The sequence below is a fragment of the Planktothrix tepida PCC 9214 genome, from assembly GCF_900009145.1.
Classification (GTDB): domain Bacteria; phylum Cyanobacteriota; class Cyanobacteriia; order Cyanobacteriales; family Microcoleaceae; genus Planktothrix; species Planktothrix tepida.
In genome coordinates, this window is record NZ_LN889802.1 from 248466 (window position 1) to 268911 (window position 20446).

Genomic DNA, 20446 nt, shown 5'->3' on the forward strand with positions numbered 1-20446 from the left:
AAATATACCCTGAATTTCTATGACTCATCCAATTAATATTGCTATCTTTGGTGCAGGTCGTTGGGGTGTTCATTTAATCCGTAACTTCCAGCAACATCCTGACTCTCAAATTGTGGCGATCGTAGATTCTAATCCCGAAGGTTTACAAGCTGTTAGAGAACGATTTCAACTCCCTGAAACGGTCAGGTTAGTAACGGATGGATCAACCATTTGGAATTTACCGAATTTAGATGCCGTTGTAATTGCGACTCCGGCGGTAACACATTTTTCTTTAATTTCAGCCGCTTTAAAAAATGGGTGTCATGTTTTTACAGAAAAACCTTTAACTTTAAGTGTTTCTGAATCTTTGCAATTGTGTGAATTAGCAGAACAAAAACAGAAGCAACTTTTTGTGGATCATACTTATTTATTTCATCCGGCTGTAGAAGAGGGTCAAAGGGTTATTCAATCAGGAAAATTAGGAGAATTACGCTATGGTTACGCCACCCGAACACATTTAGAGCCTGTCCGACAAGATGTTGATGCGTTATGGGATTTAGCCATTCATGATATTGGAATTTTTAACCATTGGTTAGGGGAAAAACCCATCAAAGTTAAAGCGACTGGAACGGTTTGGTTACAACCTGAATCAGGGTTATCGGATTTAGTGATCGCTAATTTAGCCTATCCCAGTGGATTTCAAGCGTTTCTACATTTGTGTTGGCTAAATCCTGACAAACAGCGTCGTTTAGCAGCAGTTGGAACTCAGGGAACCTTAATTTTTGATGAACTCCAATCAGAAGCACCTCTTACTTTACAACACGGTTATTTTAATCGAATTGATAATACTTGGAAAGCGGCTGGATTAAATCAAGAAATTATTTCTATTGAACGCCGTGAACCTTTAGCTCAAGTTTGTGATCGCTTTCTCAATTCGATTCAGAATCATCAACCTTCCCCCATTTCTTCCGGCTGGGTTGGTGCAGAATTAGTTAATGTTTTGTGTGCGTTGAGTGAATCGTTAAAAGCAGATGGACAGCCTATTTTATTAGAGTAGGGAACATTTACAAGTTATTGATTTTTCATTCCTAAGTTGAAACTGAGTTAACTTTAGGAGGAGAAATTGAATCTTGATTTTCCGGCGATTTAACATCAGTATCGGACAAAGGAATTCCAATCATCACACTTGTTCCTTGATTTAATCCCGCACTATCGAGAACAATATAACCCCCCATCATTTGCATTAAACTCCGGGAAATCGCTAAACCTAATCCAATTCCCCCAAATTCCCGTGTCGTTGAACCATCCACCATCGCAAACGGTTGAAAGATTTTTTCCTGTTGTTCGGGCGCAATTCCAATTCCCGTATCCTTAATTGTTACCATAACTTGATACCGGATTAAAGCGGATTTTGAGCGGGGTTCATCTTCCGTTATTTCAAAAGGATTAGTATCAGAATTTTCGGGGGAATTTGAGATAGATTCAATGCAGGTTGCCATTGTAATTCCTCCAGACTTCGTAAACTTGACGCAATTGTCAATAATATTAATAAAAACTTGTTTTAACTTATCAGGATCAGCGTGAACAATAATCGGTTTATTTAGAATGGGTAGAGCAATGGTTAAGCCTTTTTGTTGAATATCTACCATTTTTAAATTCACCGCATCTTTCAGGGTTTGTTCTAAATCCGTTGGTTCAAGCATGACCGACAACTTGCCTTCTTCAATTAAAGCAATATCTAAAATATCATCAACTAAATTTAATAAATGTTTGCTGGAATCATAGGCAATTTGAAGATAATCGTCCTCTTCTTCTTGGGTATCACAAAATCCATCTTGAATTAAGTTAATTGAATTAATAATCCCATTTAAAGGGGTTCTTAATTCGTGAGAAACAACTCGCAAAAATTCATTTTTCAATCGATTAGCAACTTTGGCTTCTTTGGACGCATACTCTAAAGCTTGCGCTCTTGCTCTAAGACTCCCGACCATTGTATTCAGAGCTTCAGCTAATTGATTAAATTCTCGAATTTTAAGATTTCGAGGAACATTACCCGGAGCATCTAAATCATTAGCTTTGAGGGCATAATCTCTCAACTTTTCTAATGGATAAGCTAAATCTCTGGAAATATAAAGGGCTGCAATAATGCTGGCAATAACCAAACATAAAATTAATGAAATTAACAAAGACTTAATATCTCTTAATCCTGATAAAGCATCGTCTAAATCAACAACCGCTAAAACCACCCACTGATTATCCTTTTCTTGGGTAATTGGGCTAGGAATTGCATCATATCCTGCTAAAAGTTCCCGACCGGATTTATCAAAAGAAAATAAATGAATATAAGAATTTTTATTCTCTGCTAAAGCATTAGATAATAAGTTATTTAATCGATCAGAATCTGTTTCTTCTTCAATATTTCGCCCCACTTGATCAATGTTAGGATGACTGATAATAGTTCCCCCTTGATCAATAATCACTGTAAATCCTGTTAAAGATTTAGGACGATCTTTGGCTTCTAAATATAAGGTTGATTGCAAACTTAACGCATATTTTAATACGCTTTTATTTTTATTCTGATTAATATAAACTGGAGAACTAAATACTAATCTAACTTGATTCTGCCAATCTGACTGCTGTGAATCTACTTCAGGAGCTAAATAATTAATATAAATCTGAGAGTTTTGAGGCTTTTGTAAAGGCCAGAAATTTTTAGGGATAGAATAGATGGGCTGTTTTCCACAGGTACTCGCAACCACTTGTTCTGTTTGCAGATTAGTCAATTGTAGACAATTGACCACAGGAAACATTTGCCCTTTAAGCTGGGAAAGAAAAACAGAATACTGTTGAGTTTTCCCTGATTGTAAAACAATATTGTCCGTTGCAATCCTCAAATTAGACTGGATAGAAGCAGTCCATTCCTCAAGGGTTTGTGCTTTTTTAGTAGCACTCTCTGTTAAATTAAAACGGGCTGTTTCTAATAAACCAGAACGAGCTTTTCTATAAGTAACATACTCTCCCACAAGCAGCACAGGAAGACTAAGCAGTAAAATCTGCGTCAGTAGAATCCGGCGAAATGAAGATTGACGTAGCTTGGGCATAGTAGAAGATAGGAAACAGGAGACAGGTGGCAAGGGTGAACAGCACAGAGCAGTTCCCTGGATAATGGATCAATGATGCTTTGACTTTAACCGATCTGAATCCATCAGATCTAAAAAAACAGATCCCTATCCTAACCGACTGAGCGTCAAGTTTTGCAGCATCATCACGAGTTAGGGTTAAACCCTGACAATTTATCACTAAATTTGCTCGTTTACAAAACTGGACATGAGAGTTTTCATTGATTCAGTCTTAATTATTATATAAGATCAACGGTTCATCATCTATCCCCAATTGATCCCAGAAAATTTCTGAGGCTGCTCCACAAAGGACAAAAACTTCTCTGTTAATCGTGATCTGTTATCCCTGATGATCCTCTATAACGGCAATCTGATTTTTGCTCCCCAGGAAATCTTCTAAACTGTTCAGACACAGATCAAAAATTGATCATAGATCATCAAAGATAAATTGTTTTTTATTCAGAAAAATCTCAAATTTAACGCATGAGTTCTTTGAATCAGATCCAATGAATAATACTTTTAATTGATGGGGTTTATAGCTAGACTTTCTCCCCCAGGAATTGCAACTGGATTTGATGCTGTTTTTAGAGCTTTAATCCGGTCTCCTGTGTTGAGTCTGTGCAATCTTTAAAATTCTTATCGTTATCGCAAATTTTCCCCACCGATTCCACAGGTTTTCCACAGTGAAGCGCAACGTTTTCCCCAGGTAAAGCAGAGTTTTCCACAAGAGAAGACGTGAGGTTGCAGCCTGCTGGTGGAATTGGGGATTTTGCCTATCCCAGGGAAAAGGATGAGAAAAACGAGTTGTTTATGAACTTTTGTAACAGAAATAGCAGGTCAAATATCGATTCTTTCGTGACTGAATAGAAACTTCGTGACAGGTTGTAACAGTTTGCAACATTGACAACCCTACCCCTAGATCGCACAAAATGAATCGACTACCCAATTTCAACTTTTAGGGCTGAGGGGGAAATTGAGTCCCAACCCATCCCTGATGTTGAAATTGTGCATTGTCCTGTACCAACACCGATGAGAGCAGTTTCATGAACACAAGTGTAAGCATCTTGACCGAAATTCCTGAAACGCTGCACGAATCCCTCCAGGGCTATCTGGAGACCCACCCAGACTGGGATCAAGATCGGGTTTTTTCCGCAGCCCTGTCGCTTTTTTTGTTGCAGAATGGAAATAGCAACACCCCAGAAGCATCGAGCACTTATCATCAAGTGGCTCGTGTTTATCAGGAAACCCTATTTCAGTCTTAGGAAGAAAAATACTTCTGTGCAGTTGTTTCAGGTGAATCAGCAACAGGGGGATAAAGAAACCATTACCTAATTTTGTCGGCATCCGGATCGAATCTAAGGTGTTGCATCAACAGGTGCACCCTTTCGGTTCCGGGGGATAGACTGAGTAGAGAGTCCTTGACAACTGTTTACTCATCAATCAATCAAATCGATAACCAACACTTCTAACCGTTTGAATAAAGGAAGGATTTTTAGGGTCGGGTTCAATTTTTTTCCGAATTTGACCAATATGAACATCAATCACCCGTACCCCTTCACTACTCTCATCTTGATAGCCCCAAACTTTTTGTAATAGTTCTTTGCGTTCCCAAGCTCGACCCGGTTTACTCGCTAAACAATATAGCAGATCAAATTCCAACGCACTTAAAGTGACTAATTCACCTTTAAGATAAACTTCTCGTCGATTAGGATCAATCATTAAATCTCGATAGGTTAAACTCTGACGTTCTTTGTTAGATGTTGAGCGATGGCGCTTCAAAATGGCTTGAATCCGAAGGGTTAATTCTTCTAAATCAAAGGGTTTGGTTACAAAGTCATCTGCTCCTTGTTTTAACCCCAGTTTAGGATCTTGTTCACTGGTTAGCATTAAGATAAATACACTGGTTCGACTTTGCATTTCTCGGCATAATGCTAAACCTGTGGTATCGGGCAAATTCAAATCTAAAATCACTAAATCCGGGTTGAACTGTTCAAATGCCTTTAACGCTGAATCGCCGTCGGATGCAACCTCCAGTTGGTAGTTCTGTTGGCTAAGATAGCGACTAATTAAATTCCTGATTGCCGGATCATCATCAACTACAAGAATTTTTGCCGATGTCATAACAAGAGGGTTAAACGAAGAGGTGACTAAAAGGATAAGCTAAACACTTTTATACTCATTAAAGAGTTGAATTTTGTCCTCATTTCCTCAGAATGAATAGAGGGTATAAAAGAGGATAATATTCAAAACCTTAATATCAGTAGCTCCCCTTTGAATTGGACAATTATGTTCACCTACAAACCGTTAACAATTAATGATAATTATCTTTAATTATTGACGTTCTGTGGTGCGTCGATCAAACATATATCCCACACCCCGAATAGTCTTAATAAAAGAAGGTTTATCCGCATCAGGTTCGATTTTTTTACGAATCTGACCGATATGAACATCAACGACGCGCTGCTCTCCTTCATACTCATAATCCCATACTTCTTGCAATAATTCAGCCCGTCGCCAAGCTCGACCGGGTTTACGAGCTAAACAATACAGCAAATCAAATTCTAATGCACTCAGTGGGATGATTTCACCCCGAATATAAACCTCACGACGATTAGGATCAATGGTTAAATCCCCATAAACTAAACTTTTGGGTTGTGTTTGTACCGGAGTTCGTTGACGCTTCAAAATCGCTTTGATGCGAAGGTTTAACTCTTCTAAATCAAAGGGTTTTGTTACAAAGTCATCTGCTCCCTCCTTTAACCCGAGTTTGGGATCTTTTTCACTGGTTAGCATTAAAATAAATACACTGGTTCGACTTTGCATTTCTCGGCATAATGCTAAACCTGTGGTATCGGGTAAATTGAGATCCAATACTACTAAGTCAGGATTGAACTGTTCAAACCTTTCCAATGCCGAATGGCCATCACCCGCCGTGTCAACTTGATAGTCTTGTTGGCTGAGATAGCGACTAATTAAGTTCCGTATTGCCGGATCATCATCGACCACGAGAATCTTTGCAGATGCCATAACCACCCATATCGAGCAGAAGGTTGAGCAAGAATACTAAATAGACATCTCAATGTTAATGGAAAAGTTGAACCTACACCTAACAAAATGTCAATTTAGTTGTATTGCGTTACAGAGCGCGTAATATTTCAGGTAGTAGATGACCTGGAATTTGAGATAAAGCCTGATTTTGTCCCTGTAACCCAAACTCATTGTAGAAGGCGCGAATGGTTCTGAGCAAATAACTCAACGTCGTTTGATGATGTTCGGTGATCTTTGAGTTAGGGATAACACCCTCTGTTGGCCGTTGTTTTTCTAGCTGACTAGACCCATTAATATCAGCTTGAATATGGTGTTTGAGTGCGACTTCTAATAGAGAAATTCGAGTAGCTTTGCTCAGGGGGAAGTTCGAGTCTGTGGCAAGCTGGTAATGCGTAAGCCCTAGGTTATTATGAGTCGCTAACGGATCAAAGGTGAGTTGGGTTGGACTCAGAGCGGATGCAATTGAGAGCGCCTTTTGATAGGCTGCAATTGCCCTTTTAAAGAATTTAGCACGAATCTCTGACTTCTGATAGTGGTTGGCTAAATGCCAATAGGCTATGCCCAAGTTATTATAGGTGGCTGCACAGGCAATGGGGGCTGATGCGCTGGTGCGATAGGTTAAGGCTTGATGATAGGCATGAATAGCTTGCAGGAGCAATTTAGCTGAGGGTTGATATTGGCTGAGTGTCCAATAGGCGGTTCCTAAGTTGGTTTGGAGGAGGGCATAGTTGAGGGGGTCTTGTTGCGGGGTATAAAATTCCATCGCCTCAGTATAGGCAGCAATGGCGGCTTTGAGGTGAGGAATGGGGTGAGTTTGTTGGGCGAGTTTCCAATAGGTGGTTCCGAGGTTATTTTGAATCGTGGCATAATCTTGGATGTCAGAAGCATCAATTTTACTGTTGTTCAGCTTGAAGCAAGATAAGGCTTCTGTATAGGCAATCAAGGATTGTTCTAAGTTTTCAATGGGATCTCGTAGGGTGGCTAAATCACTGTAGGCTGTTCCTAGGTTTTTTTGGATTTTGATGATCAGGTGGGGTTGAACTTCGGGGTTAATTTTCATCAAAGCATTTTGATAGAAAATAATGCTTTGTTCTAAATCGGAAACCACATCGGCTGAAGAATGTTTCTCTGGAACTCGTTGGCGAAATCGCATCCAATACAAGGTTCCTAAGTCATTACAGATATCAATCGAATTAGGGGAATGATTTAACAACAACTCGGTTTCTGGGACAATCTCTAAGGCTTTTTCATGGGCTTGAATGGCAAGGGTGTAGTTGAGTTCTGAATTTTCTCCAGCTAAAATGCGATCGCGGTAAATTGTTCCTAATTGGCGATAGGCTTGGCGCAGGGAGAAAGTGTCGGACTGTCGTTGCAGGTGCTGAATCTGATCCAGGAGTTGTTTTAAAGGATCAGATATTGTCTCGTCTCGGTGTGCAGCAACCCCAGGAGAATCTAAGGGAATCGTCTCTGATTCTAAATCACTGGGGGTTGGATCACTCATCCAGTGAAACACTCCGGTTCGTCTGCGCCAAAACTCCGGTGCAGATTGTTGGATACAGCATAACCAAGGGGAAGAAATCCACAGCACTAAGCTACATTCTAAGCTCTCAAGATGCTGTTCTAGGGTGCGTAAATGCCGTAAAAATGACCATTGCATCGCCGGAGGTTGGCGGGTGAGATGTTCAACGCCTAAAATTTGAAATCCGAGCAAAGATTTAGGGTCAGAATTAGATGAATTTTGAGCATACCATTGGGTAATTGCTTCAAAGGGATTAGGATCGTTTAAATCCAGTTTTAAATTAATTAAGGGTGAGAAAAGCGGGGAATTTAAACTGTGTTGCGCGGTTGAGACTGTCTGATTTTTGGCTAACAAATCTTTTTCTAATTGGAGTATCAGATAATTCCGCAACTTTAAGTTATCACAAACCGCAATAAAAATTTGATGGCGAAGTTGTAAACGTAGCGCCTGTTGTAAACGATGATAAGTTTGCTGATCAGTTTCCGAGAATAGAATGGAAGAATTGTTGCTCGTCGCCATTGTCAATCATTAAGCCATTACACCTCTACTTCTTTTCTTCTATCAAGTTGTTCTGGCTCAGGAGGAGGCGACTTTTTAACGGTTATTTAAGAATAGTAAAAATTTTCACAGAACCCGCCCCTACTCTTAAAATTCCCTATTTTCCATAAGGACGAGTTCAATTGTATCTTTGAGATTAACAAAAAAATTCCCAAAACCCACCTGGACTGAAACGTTGATATTTTAGGATATGGAAGCAGCGAGGACGACTAAACCCCCCACTAAGACAATCCCGGCAATACCCGCAATCAGATAATTCCGTTTTTGTGAACTGGTCGGGGGTTCGGCTGTATAAACTTTAGGTTCCACCGCGAAGTTATTTAGGCGTCCACCCTCTTCTTTTGTATAAGGCATGAGTAAAAATCCATAGATTACTATCTGGGATCAACCATAACAAAAATTTACACAAAAGGGAAACATTAACTGGTAATTGTACCTGTTAAGGGGGAAGAAGCTTCAGCGTAGGTTTTAACAGGGATGCGTCCGGCCAGATAAGCTAAACGTCCGGCTTCGGTAGCCATTCCCATCGCTTTTGCCATAGCGATTGGATTTTGGGCTAAAGCGATCGCTGAATTAATTAATAACGCATCCGCCCCCATTTCCATAGCTAATGTGGCTTCACTGGGCGCACCAATGCCCGCATCCACAACAACCGGAATTTTGGCATTATCGATAATAATGGCAATATTGGCAGCGTTCCTAATTCCTTGTCCTGAACCAATGGGAGATCCTAATGGCATTACCGTTGCACAGCCAACTTCTTCTAATCGTTTCGCTAAGAGTGGATCGGCGTTAATATACGGTAACACCGCAAAGCCTTCTTTCACTAATTGTTCGGCGGCTTCTAAGGTTCCAATCGGGTCAGGAAGCAAATATTTACTATCAGGAATCACTTCTAATTTGACAAAATTATTGTCTTCCTGTCCTAATAATTTTGCCATTTCCCGCCCTAATCTGGCTACCCGAATGGCGTCTTCGGCGGTTTGACATCCGGCGGTATTCGGAAGCATCCAAATTTTATTCCAATCAATGGCTTCAGCTAATCCTTCATGTCCGGGAGCTTGGGTTTGGACTCGTCTAACAGCAACGGTGACAATTTCACAGCCACTCGCTGCAATACTATCTTGCATTTGTTGGAGGTTGCGATATTTCCCGCTTCCCGTCATTAACCGAGATTTAAAGGTTTTTCTCCCAATGGTTAAGGGGGTATCCAGAAGAGATGGGGTTGGTTTTTCTAGGGTTTGCATCCGTGTTAATCCTGAATCTAAATTGTTCAAATCGGTTTATTTTATCGTTCAACTTTTATTGTAATTCAACTGGGGAAAAACCGATCAATTATCTCGGATTTTTGAAGTTAATCTTCAAAAATCCTAATGGATTATTATTGTTCTTCGATTAAATAAGAACACCAATCACTCCAACTTCCTCCGTACAGTTTGGCGTGATGAATTCCAGCTAATTCTAAGGATAATAAATTGACACAAGCTGTAACTCCTGAACCACAATAAACGATAATTTCTTCAGCCTCTTTAATATTTTCCCAACGTTGAGATTGTTCATTGATTTTAACAAATCCGGTGGGTTCTGTCACCTCTTGCCAAGGATAATTAACCGCCCCCGGAATACACCCAGCAATGGGATCAATGGGTTCGGTTTTTCCTAAATAACGTTCCGGTTCACGGGAGTCTACAACCACAACTCCGGGTAAATCTTTTCGGGCTTTTACCGTTTCAATATTAACTAACATTTCGGGATGAATTTGCGGTGTAAATTGTCCGAATTGGGCTGAGGGAATTTCCGAACTAATCGGATATCCCGAATTTTTCCACTGGCTAAATCCACCATCTAATAAAATGACTTTTTCATGTCCATAATAACGCAGCAACCACCACAACCGCGAAGCAAAAGCGAATCGAGAATCATCATAAGCTACAACTAAGGTTTGTTGAGAAGTTATGCCAATTTCTGATAATTTCGCAGCAAGTTTTTCTGGGTTGGGTAGGGGGTGACGTCCGCCGTGTTTTTGAATCGGACTCGCTAAATCCTGGTCTAAATCTAAATAATAAGCACCCGGAATATGACCGTCTTGATATTGTTGTTGACCGAGTTGGGGATTTGCTAAGGAAAATCGACAATCTACAATGACGATATTGGAATCTTCGAGATGGTTTACTAACCATTCTGGGGAAACAATTAATTGGGGTTCTGTCATGGCAATATTGATAATAATGTGATTTAAAGGTTCATGGGTAGCCCTGAAGGGCTTACTACTTAATCAGGGGAATTTATTTTATAATTATCATATCGGATTCTTAAATAGAATGAGTTTAATCTTTTTTACAGAAATCAGGAAAAACGTTATGATGGCTAATGCTCAACCCGATAGGGCGCGTGAAGATGATCTCGAAGCTGAAAAGAACAGTCTAATCAAGCATGAATGGTTATTATAAATAGTTAGATAGTGCCTGTGCTGCACTTACACACCCTACAGAGGAGAAAAAATGATAGAAAATAGAGGATTAATACCCCAATTAACGGCTGATGGTTCGTTTACGTTTTTCTCTTCGGAATTTGGAGAATTATTCCATAGTCATTTTGGGGCGAAACAGGAAGCCGAACACAAATTTGTTGAACCCTTACAATTAAGAAAGAAAGCCCAAAAATCTTCTTTATTTTTGCTTGATATTTGTTACGGTTTGGGTTATAATACAGCCGCGGCTTTAACCGCGATTTGGGATATTAATCCTAACTGCAAAATTGAATGGATCGGCTTAGAATTTGATCCCAGAATTCCGCCAGCAACCCTAGAGTTTAATTTACTGAATGACTATCCTAATTATATTCAAGAAATTTTAAAAGAACTCGCCCAAAATTATTATCTAAAAACAGAATTATTGAATGCTGAGTTAAGGATTGCAGATGCTCGAAATACCATTCAAACTGTTCATCATTCTGGGTTTAAAGCCGATGCAATTTTTCTTGATCCCTTTTCCCCGCCCCATTGTCCCCAATTGTGGACAGTCGAATTTTTAACTCTAGTTGGCCAATGTCTCAAACCCCAGGGACAGTTAGCCACTTATTCCTGTTCGGCTGCGGTCAGAAGGGCTTTACTGGACGCGGGATTAAACATTGGTTCTACCTCTCCAGTGGGTAGGCGCACACCAGGAACAATCGCCAGTTTTGAGGGTTTACCGCCTCTGTCTCTCCAAGAACAGGAACATCTGCAAACCCGCGCCGCCATCCCGTATCGAGATCCCAGTTTATCCGATACGGCGGAAGTGATTATCCTCCGTCGCCAAGCCGAACAAGACATCTCCCCCCTAGAACCCACATCCCATTGGAAGAAACGATGGCGCAATCAGTCCATCTTGTGAAAAGATGGATTAAGATGCGATTTATCGTGTCTATTACTCACAGTTGACACCAAAACGGTAGATGGTAGCGGTAGCAATTTTAGCGGCGGGACGCGGAACTCGCATGAAATCTGACCTTCCCAAGGTTTTGCATGAATTGGGGGGACGTACTTTAGTTCAACGGGTTTTAGAAAGTTGTGTTCGGCTGCAACCTTCTCGGAGATTAGTAATTGTGGGCTATGGTGCTGATTTAGTCCGCGATTCTCTTCAACAAACAGATGCTATTGCAAACGGACAAAATCATCCACCAGCTTTAGAATTTGTTGAACAAATCGAACAATTAGGGACAGGCCATGCGATTCAACAATTACTCCCCTGTTTAACAGACTTTACAGGAGATTTACTGGTTTTAAATGGGGATGTTCCTTTATTACGCCCTGACACTTTAGAACAGTTAATTAAAATTCACAAAGAACACGGAAATGCAGCGACTTTATTAGCCGCCCATTTACCTAATCCTAAAGGATATGGTCGGGTATTTTGTGATAGTCAAAATTTAGTCAAGCAAATTGTTGAGGAACGAGATTGTACCGATGCTCAACGCCAAAATCATCGGATTAATGCGGGAGTTTATTGTTTTAATTGGCCGAAATTAGCAGAAATTTTACCCCACCTCAAAGCCGATAATGATCAACAGGAATATTATCTCACAGATACGGTTCATCTTTTGGATCAAGTGATGGCGGTGGATGTGGATGATTATCGAGAAATTTTAGGGATTAATAGTCGCCAACATTTGGCGAATTCCTATCATGTTTTGCAAGATTGGGTTAAAACGAAGTGGATGGCAGCCGGAGTCACCATAATTGACCCCGATAGTATCACAATTGATGATACGGTACAGTTAGAACCCGATGTGATTATTGAACCGCAAACTCACTTACGAGGAAACACAATTATTCAAACGGGAAGTCGCATTGGCCCTGGAAGTTTAATTGAAAATAGTCAGATTGGAAAAAATGTCACGGTGCAGTTTTCCGTTGTTTCTGATAGTGTTATTGCGGATGAAACCCGCATAGGGCCTTATGCCCATTTAAGGGGTCATGCAAAAGTCGGTGAACACTGTCGCATCGGAAATTTTGTAGAATTGAAAAATGCAGAGGTGGGAAATCGCACAAATATTGTCCATTTATCCTATTTGGGAGATGCCACATTAGGAGATAAAGTTAATATTGGGGCGGGAACAATTACGGCTAATTATGATGGGGTGAAAAAGCATCGCACAACTATTGGAGATCGAACTAAAACCGGGTCAAATAGTGTTTTAGTCGCCCCCCTAACCTTGGGAACTGATGTGACGGTGGCGGCGGGTTCTGTTGTTACTGATGATGTTCCTGATGATAGTTTAGTCATTGCTCGTGAACGTCAAGTGATTAAACCCGGTTGGCGCTTAGAATCCCCAGAATAATATTAACCCAATTCCCCATTCGTAATTCGTAATTCCCCATTCCCTGTTCCCTGGTTTAATATGACGAAAACTTCTTCTTCTCCTCCGGTGATTTCTTCCCCTAACTTGATTCAACAGAGTTTTCCAGGTTTATACTCCTTTTGGAAATTTTCTCGCCCCCATACAATTATTGGAACCAGTTTAAGCGTATTAGGGGTATATTTAATTGCCATGAGTGAGTTTAGGCAATTTCCAGGTTTTAGTTGGAATGGGTTGGCTTTATTTTTCAGTTGGTTAGCTTGTATTTGTGGCAATATTTATATTGTGGGTTTAAATCAACTGGAAGATATTGAAATTGATCAGATCAATAAACCCCATTTACCCTTAGCTGCTGAGGAATACTCCCGGTTTCAAGCTCAACTGATTGTCGGAATAACGGGAATATTAGCATTAAGTATTGCAGCCTTTCAAGGCTATTATTTATTGGGAATGGTAGGAATTAGCTTGTTTTTAGGGACAATCTATTCTTTACCCCCCATTCGGTTAAAACGCTTTCCCTTTTGGGCTGCATTTTGTATTTTTACCGTTAGGGGAATTATTGTTAATTTAGGGTTATATTTACACTTTAGCTGGCTTTTATCGGGGAAATCCCTATCCTTAATCCCGACAATACCGCCTTCTGTTTGGGCGTTAACATTATTTATTTTAGTGTTTACCGTAGCGATCGCAATTTTCAAGGATATTCCAGATTTAGAAGGCGATCGCCAATTTCAGATTAACACTTTAACGATAAAATTAGGAACCGTTACAGTCTTTAATATCTCTCGATGGATACTTACTCTTTGTTATCTCGGAATGATTCTAGGGAGTTTTACTTTACAATCCTCTGTCAATTCTCTATTCTTAGGGTTAAGCCATTTTATTTTACTGGCTGTCTTATGGTGGCGTAGTCTAAGCATTGATTTAAGCCAAAAACAATCCATCGCCCAAGGTTATCAATTTATTTGGAAACTCTTTTTCCTAGAATATTTAATCTTTCCCCTCTCCTGCTTATTCACTTAATTAAACTCAGGAAAGGGTATCATAACCGACCCTCTAATTTAACTCTGGAAGCAACCCCAAAGACAGGAAGAGATAGTTAAGTTTTTGTAATCGGTTTGTAAAAATAGTTTTATTTTTTAAAAGTTTGTCAGGGAATCTTGATATTTTATTGAAAATACCTCTCAAATAGTTGACGAAATCATAGGGGTTCTGGTAGACTTAAAAAAATACCACCCAAGGGGTTATTGTGTCTATAGGTCAATTTTGGGGCTAAAACGCTTATGCTGTCGTAAAATATCTTGATTTTCTGACTAAATTTCCGTTTGGCGATGCACGAGTTTTGGGAGGGGAACATCAAACCGAAAACAGGGGGCTTGACAAATTTCACATTTTATGCAATTAGACAATAGCGATCGCCCTATACCCGGATAAATCTTAAAGACCTTTGTGGTTTCTAGCCAACGACCAGAAGTCAGTAATATTGTATCCAAATTCCTGGATCATTTTTCTTAATAAAGGTAAGCTCAATCCAATCACATTGGTATGACATCCTTCTAATTTTTCCACAAATAACCCCCCCTTTCCTTCAATAGCAAAACACCCAGCACAGTTGAGGGGTTCTCCGGTAGCAATATAAGCTTCAATTTCCCTATCGGAAATATCAGAAAAATAAACGTTAGTCGTTTGACAATGAACTAAAGTTTGGTGGGTTGAAACATTAACTAAAGCATGACCCGTATAAAGTTGTCCAACTTGACCTCGCATGGTTTGCCAACGGGCGATCGCTTCTTCAATATTAGCAGGTTTGCCATAAATTTCTCCCTCAACCGCCAGAACCGAATCACATCCCAAAACTAAGATTATTCCCTCCTCGATCTGAGGAGAATTGATTAAGGTTTGGGTTACAACTTCTGCTTTAGCTTGGGCGAGTTTCTGTACTAACTGTACCGGATTAGAATCTTGGATTTGAGATTCATCAAAATCACTAGGGGAAATTATAGGCTGAATTCCCACCGTTTCTAATAACCGTTTGCGCGCTGGAGAAGCAGAAGCTAAAATAAATGTGATTCGATTAGGCTGAGTCATAAACGCAATGGATCTTAATTAATACACGTTAAAAGATTGAACAACTTGTTCTAAAAGTTGATGAGCTTTTTGCCAACGTTTTTCAGTGGTAGAAACATTTAATGTAAATAGTTTACCGCGACTAATGGCAACACTGGCAAAATCATGACGTTTTTGTTCATTAGGGAGTTGTACCGCATATTCTAACCAATAATAAAGATTCGATCCTTTCGTGTATGATTCTGCACTAATCAGTTCGGCGGTGCGTCCTGAACCTTCAGGAGCGATCGCTTTTTTACTTAAGGTATATCCGACTTCTGTGGGGCTTCCAATATCGGATAAAGTTTGACTGGGATTAGAAATAGGATTAATTACCACACTGACATTTTCACTTTGTTCAATCATATCGTGTAGCACCGTATCAGGGCCGTTAGACACACTCACCTGCGTCCATCCATTCGGATACGCAAATTCATAGCCATCTGCGGTATCAACAAAGCTATTTAATCCGACACCAACAGACACACAACCTGTTAAGCTAAGGCTAAAACAGACTAAAGCAATTGCCAAAATTCGTTTGAACATCTGAGCGTTTCCCTTATTAAATCTTGAATAAGTGCGTTTTACTGGGATCTGGGCGATCTCAGTTCTGTTATTTTCTCATTATTTGGGCGCTTGGGTTCAATTTTTATCAATTCCTGTTTGAATGGGAGTAATTGGCGATATTCAGTTAATTAATTCATCACTTGTCTGCAAATCTTTCAAGAGTTTCTCCGTAATTTCAATCAGTTCATAGACAAAATTTTGCGTAAGTTGTGTCGTTTTAAAACCATGAGCAATAGCGTTACGGAATGAGATCGCATCCATGAGTAACCGATACTCAGATTGAGAAATTATGCCCTCTGTTGCTAGTTGTTTGACTAAATAAAGTGGATCAAGTCTTTGTAAACTCAATTCTTCTTTTTCTGTAATTAACCTTAAAGTTGCCTCAACTAAAGACCAACAATACAACATCGCTGATTCTAAATGTTGCGTTGTTAGTTGCTTTACTACTTGCAATTGTGATTCAATTTCATCTTTTTGCAACGAATATTCTGCTTTCGGGGAATAGGTTATATCCTCCGGGTTAATCATCACAAACTCAAACCTCCAGCCCGGATGTTTTTCTACTGCTTGGGCTAAATTTTGTAAATATTGATCAGAGTAAGAGTTGAGTGAAGCGCGGGACTTAACCTCAATAACGACTGCTTCTTCGCCCCGACGGACTATCAGATCAGGACGATAACTTTTCAGGAAATCAGGTAATTCTTCAAGGTTAGGATGAAGGAAAATCTCATAACCTTTTTGGCAATAATTCTCGGCTAATTTGAGTAATTGTTCTCTTTCCTGCTTGGCAGTTAAAGTTGATATCATATAAGTACCTCTTGGTCAGGAGCATCAAGTACGACAATATGCAAAAATTGATTCCCACGGGCAAAGCCTTCTGCCAATATCGAGGTCATATTTTCTATCTTAAAGTTACCTGACAAATTCCTCTTCCTAACGATAATATCGGTTACTTGACCATCATCGACATAGGCTAACCCGATAATTGAATCTTGAATGGGTTTAACTATATTATCCACATCTATAGCCACAGAATCGTAGAAATAGGTTATTTGCAGCATAACAAATCCAGTAGCGGTTTGTTGATCCGAAGACCAGTATTTTTCCGCCTCTTGTCGTACTGTTGCTTTCCATTCTCTAAGACGCTCTCGTCTACGAGCTTGTTGTGATACTGGTGGCCCATCTACTATAAACTCAAATTTGCTCAATGTGTTAATTACCCCAAACGAATCCTGTCTATAACTTACACTCTCTCTTAGCTATAGTAATTCGCGCCGAGATTGTAATAATTTTAAACGTCTATGAAACAGCAAAAAGTAGCGGAAATTATTTCTCGAATTCATCGAATCTCTTGACTTCTACTCCTAAAAAGCTGACTACAATTTGATAGAATAAAACCAGAAAATTAGGGTCAGAGAATCTCATGAGCTTAGACAAAATTATTGTTCCCTTAGATGTTCCAACTCAAGAAGAGGCGATCGCACTGGTTGAAAAACTGCCTCAAGTCACATTTTGGAAAGTCGGTTTAGAATTATTCGTCAGTTGTGGCCCCGAAATTCTAACCTTCCTCAAAGCTCAACAAAAACGTATTTTTCTTGATTTAAAATTCCATGATATTCCCAATACTGTAGCCGGAGCTTGTCGATCTGCATCCCGATATGGGGTTGATTTAATCACCGTTCATGCAACCGCCGGAAAAACAGCCTTAAAAGCAGCCCAAAAAGCAGCAGAAGAGGGAGCAAATGAAGCCGGGTATCCCACCCCCAAATTAATCGCCATTACCCTATTAACGAGTTTAAATTCCAGGGATTTAGCCTTTGATTTAAAAGTCCCTTTAGAATTACCAGAATATACATTAAATATGGCTTTATTAGCTCAAGAAAGCGGGTTAGCAGGAGCCGTTTGTTCCCCCCTGGAAGTCTCCCAACTCCGTCAAACCTGCGGAAATGAGTTTTTATTCGTCTGTCCTGGGGTACGTCCCGCTTGGTCAGAACGCGGCGATCAACAACGCACCTTTACCCCCGCCCAAGCTCTCAAAGCCGGAGCCGATTATCTTGTCATCGGACGTCCGATCACCGCCTCAGATGACCCCACAACTGCCCTACAACGAATTGTTGAGGAAATAAGTTGATTGTTGACGGTGAGTTTATAATCCCAAATCAACAGCGACCCGATGAGCACAGGCGAAGCCGGAGAAGGCAACAGCGTTTAATCCTTGGCCGGGGAAGGTGCTATCACCGACACAATATAGCCCTCGAATTGACGTGCGGTTAAAGGGCATTCCTAGGAGTCCCTTTAACTTGTAGGCGGGAATGGGGCCATAGGTTCCATCCTGTCGGTTCAAAAAGCGACGATGCGATCGTGCCGTTCCCACTTCCATATAATCTAACCCCGCATCTAACCCCGGAAAAAAGGTTTCTAACTGATTAATAATTCTACCTGCGGCTTCTTCTTTTTTAGCTTCATATTCTGACTCTGGTAATTTTTCCCACTCATCAATCCAACTAGGGGTAAAGGTATGAACAATATGATACCCTTTTGGAGCTAAACTCGGATCTAATAAAGTAGGAATGGAGACAAAAATTGTTCCTTCTGGTTCCTCCATTTTTTCCCAATCTTTAACAATAATATGGTGACAATCCGTTTCCGGGGGTAAGACAGACGCTTCTACTCCTAAATGTAAACTCAAGAAACTCGGAGATTTTTGATAACGTTCTCGCCATTTATGTTCAGCCCTAGGAATTAATTCCGGGGGGATTAACTTACCAAAGGTATCCCAACGAGTCGCATTAGAAACGATGCGTTTTCCTCGATAAACTGTGCCATCAACAAGCTGCACACCTACCGCTTTTCCGTTTTCTAGCAAAATTTGTTTAACTCTAGCTTTATATTCAATTTGTCCCCCGAATTTTTCTAATCCTTCCACTAATTTCAGGGCGATTTGACCGACGCCTCCTTTAGGATAATTAATTCCTCCATAATGGCGATCGGAAAATACCATTCCAGCGTTGATCATCGGAGTTAAATCCGCCGGAACCACTGACCAGCAGTAACATTCAATATCGATAAATTTTAAAAGTTCAGGATCAGTAATATAACGTTTCGCTATATCCCCGACGTTTTGGGGAAGATACTGCACTAACCCTAAACAAGATCCGGGCTCTTGGAAAAACACCCGCATTAAGTAACGAGGTTCTTCCAAGGACAGCAACTCCATTGAGTTCAAACAGTTAAAGACGTTCCAGCATTCATCATAAAATTTACGAATTCCTTTTTCTTCGTGGGGGAACCGGGTAATGAGTTCTTGCAAAAATTTCTCATAATTCCGGTGAACTCTCAATGTCAGATCATGGGGTAGATGATAGTGGATTTGAACCGGGTCGGGAATCGTCTCTAAGGTAACGTTTACCGCTTGTAACGCACGAGTGAGAAGATTGGTAGTTCCTTTGTCCCCAAAGCCAAAAATCATCGACGCACCGACATCAAATCGATATCCCTCTCGTTCAAAATATGCAGAACTTCCACCGGGGATGATATAGCTTTCCAACACAAGAACTTTTGCGCCCTTCGCAGCTAATTGGGTCGCAGTCACCAGTCCTCCAATACCAGAACCAATGACAATCACGTCAAATTCCTGATAGGCGTCAGAACTATATTCAGCAAAAGACTGGAATGGCGTAGAAACAGGCATCGGGTCAACTCTCTTAAGCATTTCCTGACTCTACAGTGTAGCGTCTTCCGCCCAATTCAGAGAGTTCAATCTTCACACTTCCCCCAAAAACCCTTAACCACTATGGCGCTACGCTTTAGGTAACAGGGAACAGCGAACAGGGAACAGTAAGAAGTGAAAGGGTTTCAGGATTCAAAAATTTCCTAACTGTAATGCGTAGTGCTATAACTCTTAACCCCCTCCTCTCCCAANAACACTACAATTTACTATAGTCTTATTGAAAATAATTGTCAACTTATAGTTACATTTTTTAAAATATTGAGTAAAAATTTGGGTTTATAGCTTTGTCGTTATAGGATGTCACTATGGAGCAAAAAATATACTTAGTCTAACTTTTAGGTTTTAAGTGGGCTGTATAGTCCCACGTTAACTTGTAGAAACATGAAACACACCCTATCTGTTCTAGTAGAAGATGAAGCCGGAGTCCTGACGCGAATTGCAGGTTTGTTTGCGCGTCGAGGTTTCAATATTGAGAGTTTAGCCGTAGGCCCTGCTGAACAATCTGGTATTTCTCGAATTACAATGGTTGTTCCAGGAGATGACCACATTATTGAACAGTTGACTAAACAACTCTACAAACTGATCAATGTTCTCAAAGTGCAGGATATTACCGAGGTTCCCTGCGTGGAACGAGAGTTGATGCTATTAAAGGTCAATTACAATAGCAGCACTACTCGCTCAGAAATTATTGAGTTAGCCCAAATTTTCCGAGCGCGGGTTGTTGATATTGGCGATGACTCCCTGACCATCGAAGTCGTCGGCGACCCTGGAAAAATGGTAGCCATTGTCCAAGTCTTAAGCCGCTTTGGTATTCGGGAAATTGCTCGCACGGGTAAAATTGTCTTGGTGCGGGAGTCGGGCGTGAATACCGAATTCCTCAAAACTCAAGCTCCTGTTGAAGCTCGGTTCTAGGACTTCCCGGTTTCTGAAAACCAGAGATGAGGACTGTCCACTTCCCCCCTTCAGCATAAAGTTAGGGGG

19 protein-coding genes are annotated in these 20446 nt (G+C 40.4%); 7 read left to right on the top strand and 12 right to left on the bottom strand.

From position 1 onward, the window contains the following. Positions 1 to 19: 19 nt before the first annotated feature. Positions 20 to 1036 (top strand): Gfo/Idh/MocA family protein, encoded by a 1017-nt coding sequence (locus PL9214_RS15320; RefSeq protein WP_072719646.1) that lies wholly within the window; start codon positions 20 to 22, stop codon positions 1034 to 1036. Between the two features lie 31 nt (positions 1037 to 1067). Here the strand turns inward: PL9214_RS15320 and PL9214_RS15325 are convergent, their stop codons facing one another. Continuing rightward, on the bottom strand, positions 1068 to 3080 hold the full coding sequence (locus PL9214_RS15325) for a sensor histidine kinase (protein ID WP_072719647.1): 2013 nt from the start codon (positions 3078 to 3080) through the stop codon (positions 1068 to 1070). A gap of 1061 nt (positions 3081 to 4141) precedes the next feature. Here PL9214_RS15325 and PL9214_RS15330 point away from each other — a divergent pair. Beyond that, entirely contained in the window at positions 4142 to 4360 is a 219-nt protein-coding gene (locus PL9214_RS15330) for a DUF2811 domain-containing protein (RefSeq protein ID WP_072719648.1), read from the top strand. Positions 4361 to 4538: 178 nt separating this feature from the next. Here the strand turns inward: PL9214_RS15330 and PL9214_RS15335 are convergent, their stop codons facing one another. From PL9214_RS15335 to PL9214_RS15355, 6 genes are all read right to left on the bottom strand, one after another. Further along, a complete protein-coding gene (locus tag PL9214_RS15335; RefSeq protein ID WP_072719649.1) occupies positions 4539 to 5219 on the bottom strand; it encodes a response regulator transcription factor in 681 nt (226 codons plus the stop codon). A 210-nt stretch (positions 5220 to 5429) separates the two neighbouring features. Further along, complete coding sequence (locus tag PL9214_RS15340) at positions 5430 to 6125, bottom strand: response regulator transcription factor (RefSeq protein WP_072719650.1); 696 nt, start codon at positions 6123 to 6125, stop codon at positions 5430 to 5432. Between the two features lie 109 nt (positions 6126 to 6234). Continuing rightward, positions 6235 to 8184 carry a tetratricopeptide repeat protein gene (locus PL9214_RS15345; protein ID WP_072719651.1) on the bottom strand — a complete coding sequence of 650 codons (1950 nt, stop codon included), beginning with the start codon at positions 8182 to 8184 and terminating at the stop codon, positions 6235 to 6237. 222 nt (positions 8185 to 8406) lie between these two features. Continuing rightward, on the bottom strand, positions 8407 to 8577 hold the full coding sequence (psb34, locus tag PL9214_RS30660) for a photosystem II assembly protein Psb34 (protein WP_139295065.1): 171 nt from the start codon (positions 8575 to 8577) through the stop codon (positions 8407 to 8409). A gap of 65 nt (positions 8578 to 8642) precedes the next feature. Next, complete coding sequence (locus tag PL9214_RS15350) at positions 8643 to 9470, bottom strand: thiazole synthase (protein ID WP_072719652.1); 828 nt, start codon at positions 9468 to 9470, stop codon at positions 8643 to 8645. Between the two features lie 134 nt (positions 9471 to 9604). Next, positions 9605 to 10435 carry a sulfurtransferase gene (locus tag PL9214_RS15355; RefSeq protein WP_072719653.1) on the bottom strand — a complete coding sequence of 277 codons (831 nt, stop codon included), beginning with the start codon at positions 10433 to 10435 and terminating at the stop codon, positions 9605 to 9607. 289 nt (positions 10436 to 10724) lie between these two features. On the opposite strand from PL9214_RS15355, the gene PL9214_RS15360 reads away from it, so the two are divergent. The 3 genes from PL9214_RS15360 to PL9214_RS15370 all read left to right on the top strand — a co-directional run bounded on the left by PL9214_RS15360 (position 10725) and on the right by PL9214_RS15370 (position 14085). After that, positions 10725 to 11597 (top strand): tRNA (5-methylaminomethyl-2-thiouridine)(34)-methyltransferase MnmD, encoded by an 873-nt coding sequence (locus PL9214_RS15360; protein ID WP_072719654.1) that lies wholly within the window; start codon positions 10725 to 10727, stop codon positions 11595 to 11597. Between the two features lie 61 nt (positions 11598 to 11658). Then, positions 11659 to 13044, top strand: a complete 1386-nt coding sequence (gene glmU / locus PL9214_RS15365; RefSeq protein WP_072719655.1) for a bifunctional UDP-N-acetylglucosamine diphosphorylase/glucosamine-1-phosphate N-acetyltransferase GlmU — start codon at positions 11659 to 11661, stop codon at positions 13042 to 13044. 60 nt (positions 13045 to 13104) lie between these two features. Continuing rightward, positions 13105 to 14085, top strand: coding sequence for a homogentisate phytyltransferase (locus PL9214_RS15370; RefSeq protein WP_072719656.1), 981 nt, complete (start codon positions 13105 to 13107; stop codon positions 14083 to 14085). A 414-nt stretch (positions 14086 to 14499) separates the two neighbouring features. On the opposite strand, the gene PL9214_RS15375 is transcribed toward PL9214_RS15370, so the two are convergent. The 4 genes from PL9214_RS15375 to PL9214_RS15390 all read right to left on the bottom strand — a co-directional run bounded on the left by PL9214_RS15375 (position 14500) and on the right by PL9214_RS15390 (position 16943). Further along, on the bottom strand, positions 14500 to 15150 hold the full coding sequence (locus PL9214_RS15375) for a Maf family protein (protein ID WP_072719657.1): 651 nt from the start codon (positions 15148 to 15150) through the stop codon (positions 14500 to 14502). A gap of 18 nt (positions 15151 to 15168) precedes the next feature. Continuing rightward, complete coding sequence (gene psbP, locus PL9214_RS15380) at positions 15169 to 15714, bottom strand: photosystem II reaction center PsbP (protein ID WP_072719658.1); 546 nt, start codon at positions 15712 to 15714, stop codon at positions 15169 to 15171. 141 nt (positions 15715 to 15855) lie between these two features. Beyond that, a complete protein-coding gene (locus tag PL9214_RS15385) occupies positions 15856 to 16542 on the bottom strand; it encodes a hypothetical protein (RefSeq protein WP_072719659.1) in 687 nt (228 codons plus the stop codon). Continuing rightward, a complete protein-coding gene (locus tag PL9214_RS15390; RefSeq protein WP_083580044.1) occupies positions 16539 to 16943 on the bottom strand; it encodes a RusA family crossover junction endodeoxyribonuclease in 405 nt (134 codons plus the stop codon). Before PL9214_RS15390 ends, PL9214_RS15385 begins: the two co-directional genes overlap by 4 nt. A 215-nt stretch (positions 16944 to 17158) precedes the next feature. Here PL9214_RS15390 and pyrF point away from each other — a divergent pair, with 215 nt between their 5' ends. Next, a complete protein-coding gene (pyrF, locus tag PL9214_RS15395; protein WP_072719661.1) occupies positions 17159 to 17866 on the top strand; it encodes an orotidine-5'-phosphate decarboxylase in 708 nt (235 codons plus the stop codon). 15 nt (positions 17867 to 17881) lie between these two features. Here pyrF and crtH read toward each other — a convergent pair whose 3' ends face one another. Then, a complete protein-coding gene (gene crtH / locus PL9214_RS15400; RefSeq protein WP_072719662.1) occupies positions 17882 to 19426 on the bottom strand; it encodes a carotenoid isomerase in 1545 nt (514 codons plus the stop codon). A 420-nt stretch (positions 19427 to 19846) separates the two neighbouring features. Between crtH and ilvN the strand changes: the two genes are divergently transcribed. Next, positions 19847 to 20377 (top strand): acetolactate synthase small subunit, encoded by a 531-nt coding sequence (ilvN, locus tag PL9214_RS15405; RefSeq protein ID WP_072719663.1) that lies wholly within the window; start codon positions 19847 to 19849, stop codon positions 20375 to 20377. Positions 20378 to 20446: the final 69 nt, after the last annotated feature.

Bases quoted from the DNA above. Each gene is read 5' to 3' on its own strand.
- PL9214_RS15325 (WP_072719647.1), bottom strand. From the start codon at position 3,080: ATGCCCAAGCTACGTCAATCTTCATTTCGCCGGATTCTACTGACGCAG.
- PL9214_RS15360 (WP_072719654.1), top strand. From the start codon at position 10,725: ATGATAGAAAATAGAGGATTAATACCCCAATTAACGGCTGATGGTTCG.
- PL9214_RS15355 (WP_072719653.1), bottom strand. From the start codon at position 10,435: ATGACAGAACCCCAATTAATTGTTTCCCCAGAATGGTTAGTAAACCAT.
- PL9214_RS15385 (WP_072719659.1), bottom strand. From the start codon at position 16,542: ATGATATCAACTTTAACTGCCAAGCAGGAAAGAGAACAATTACTCAAA.
- PL9214_RS15350 (WP_072719652.1), bottom strand. From the start codon at position 9,470: ATGCAAACCCTAGAAAAACCAACCCCATCTCTTCTGGATACCCCCTTA.
- PL9214_RS15330 (WP_072719648.1), top strand. From the start codon at position 4,142: ATGAACACAAGTGTAAGCATCTTGACCGAAATTCCTGAAACGCTGCAC.
- pyrF (WP_072719661.1), top strand. From the start codon at position 17,159: ATGAGCTTAGACAAAATTATTGTTCCCTTAGATGTTCCAACTCAAGAA.
- psbP (WP_072719658.1), bottom strand. From the start codon at position 15,714: ATGTTCAAACGAATTTTGGCAATTGCTTTAGTCTGTTTTAGCCTTAGC.
- psb34 (WP_139295065.1), bottom strand. From the start codon at position 8,577: ATGCCTTATACAAAAGAAGAGGGTGGACGCCTAAATAACTTCGCGGTG.
- glmU (WP_072719655.1), top strand. From the start codon at position 11,659: ATGGTAGCGGTAGCAATTTTAGCGGCGGGACGCGGAACTCGCATGAAA.
- PL9214_RS15335 (WP_072719649.1), bottom strand. From the start codon at position 5,219: ATGACATCGGCAAAAATTCTTGTAGTTGATGATGATCCGGCAATCAGG.
- PL9214_RS15345 (WP_072719651.1), bottom strand. From the start codon at position 8,184: ATGGCGACGAGCAACAATTCTTCCATTCTATTCTCGGAAACTGATCAG.
- crtH (WP_072719662.1), bottom strand. From the start codon at position 19,426: ATGCCTGTTTCTACGCCATTCCAGTCTTTTGCTGAATATAGTTCTGAC.
- PL9214_RS15320 (WP_072719646.1), top strand. From the start codon at position 20: ATGACTCATCCAATTAATATTGCTATCTTTGGTGCAGGTCGTTGGGGT.
- ilvN (WP_072719663.1), top strand. From the start codon at position 19,847: ATGAAACACACCCTATCTGTTCTAGTAGAAGATGAAGCCGGAGTCCTG.
- PL9214_RS15375 (WP_072719657.1), bottom strand. From the start codon at position 15,150: ATGACTCAGCCTAATCGAATCACATTTATTTTAGCTTCTGCTTCTCCA.
- PL9214_RS15370 (WP_072719656.1), top strand. From the start codon at position 13,105: ATGACGAAAACTTCTTCTTCTCCTCCGGTGATTTCTTCCCCTAACTTG.
- PL9214_RS15340 (WP_072719650.1), bottom strand. From the start codon at position 6,125: ATGGCATCTGCAAAGATTCTCGTGGTCGATGATGATCCGGCAATACGG.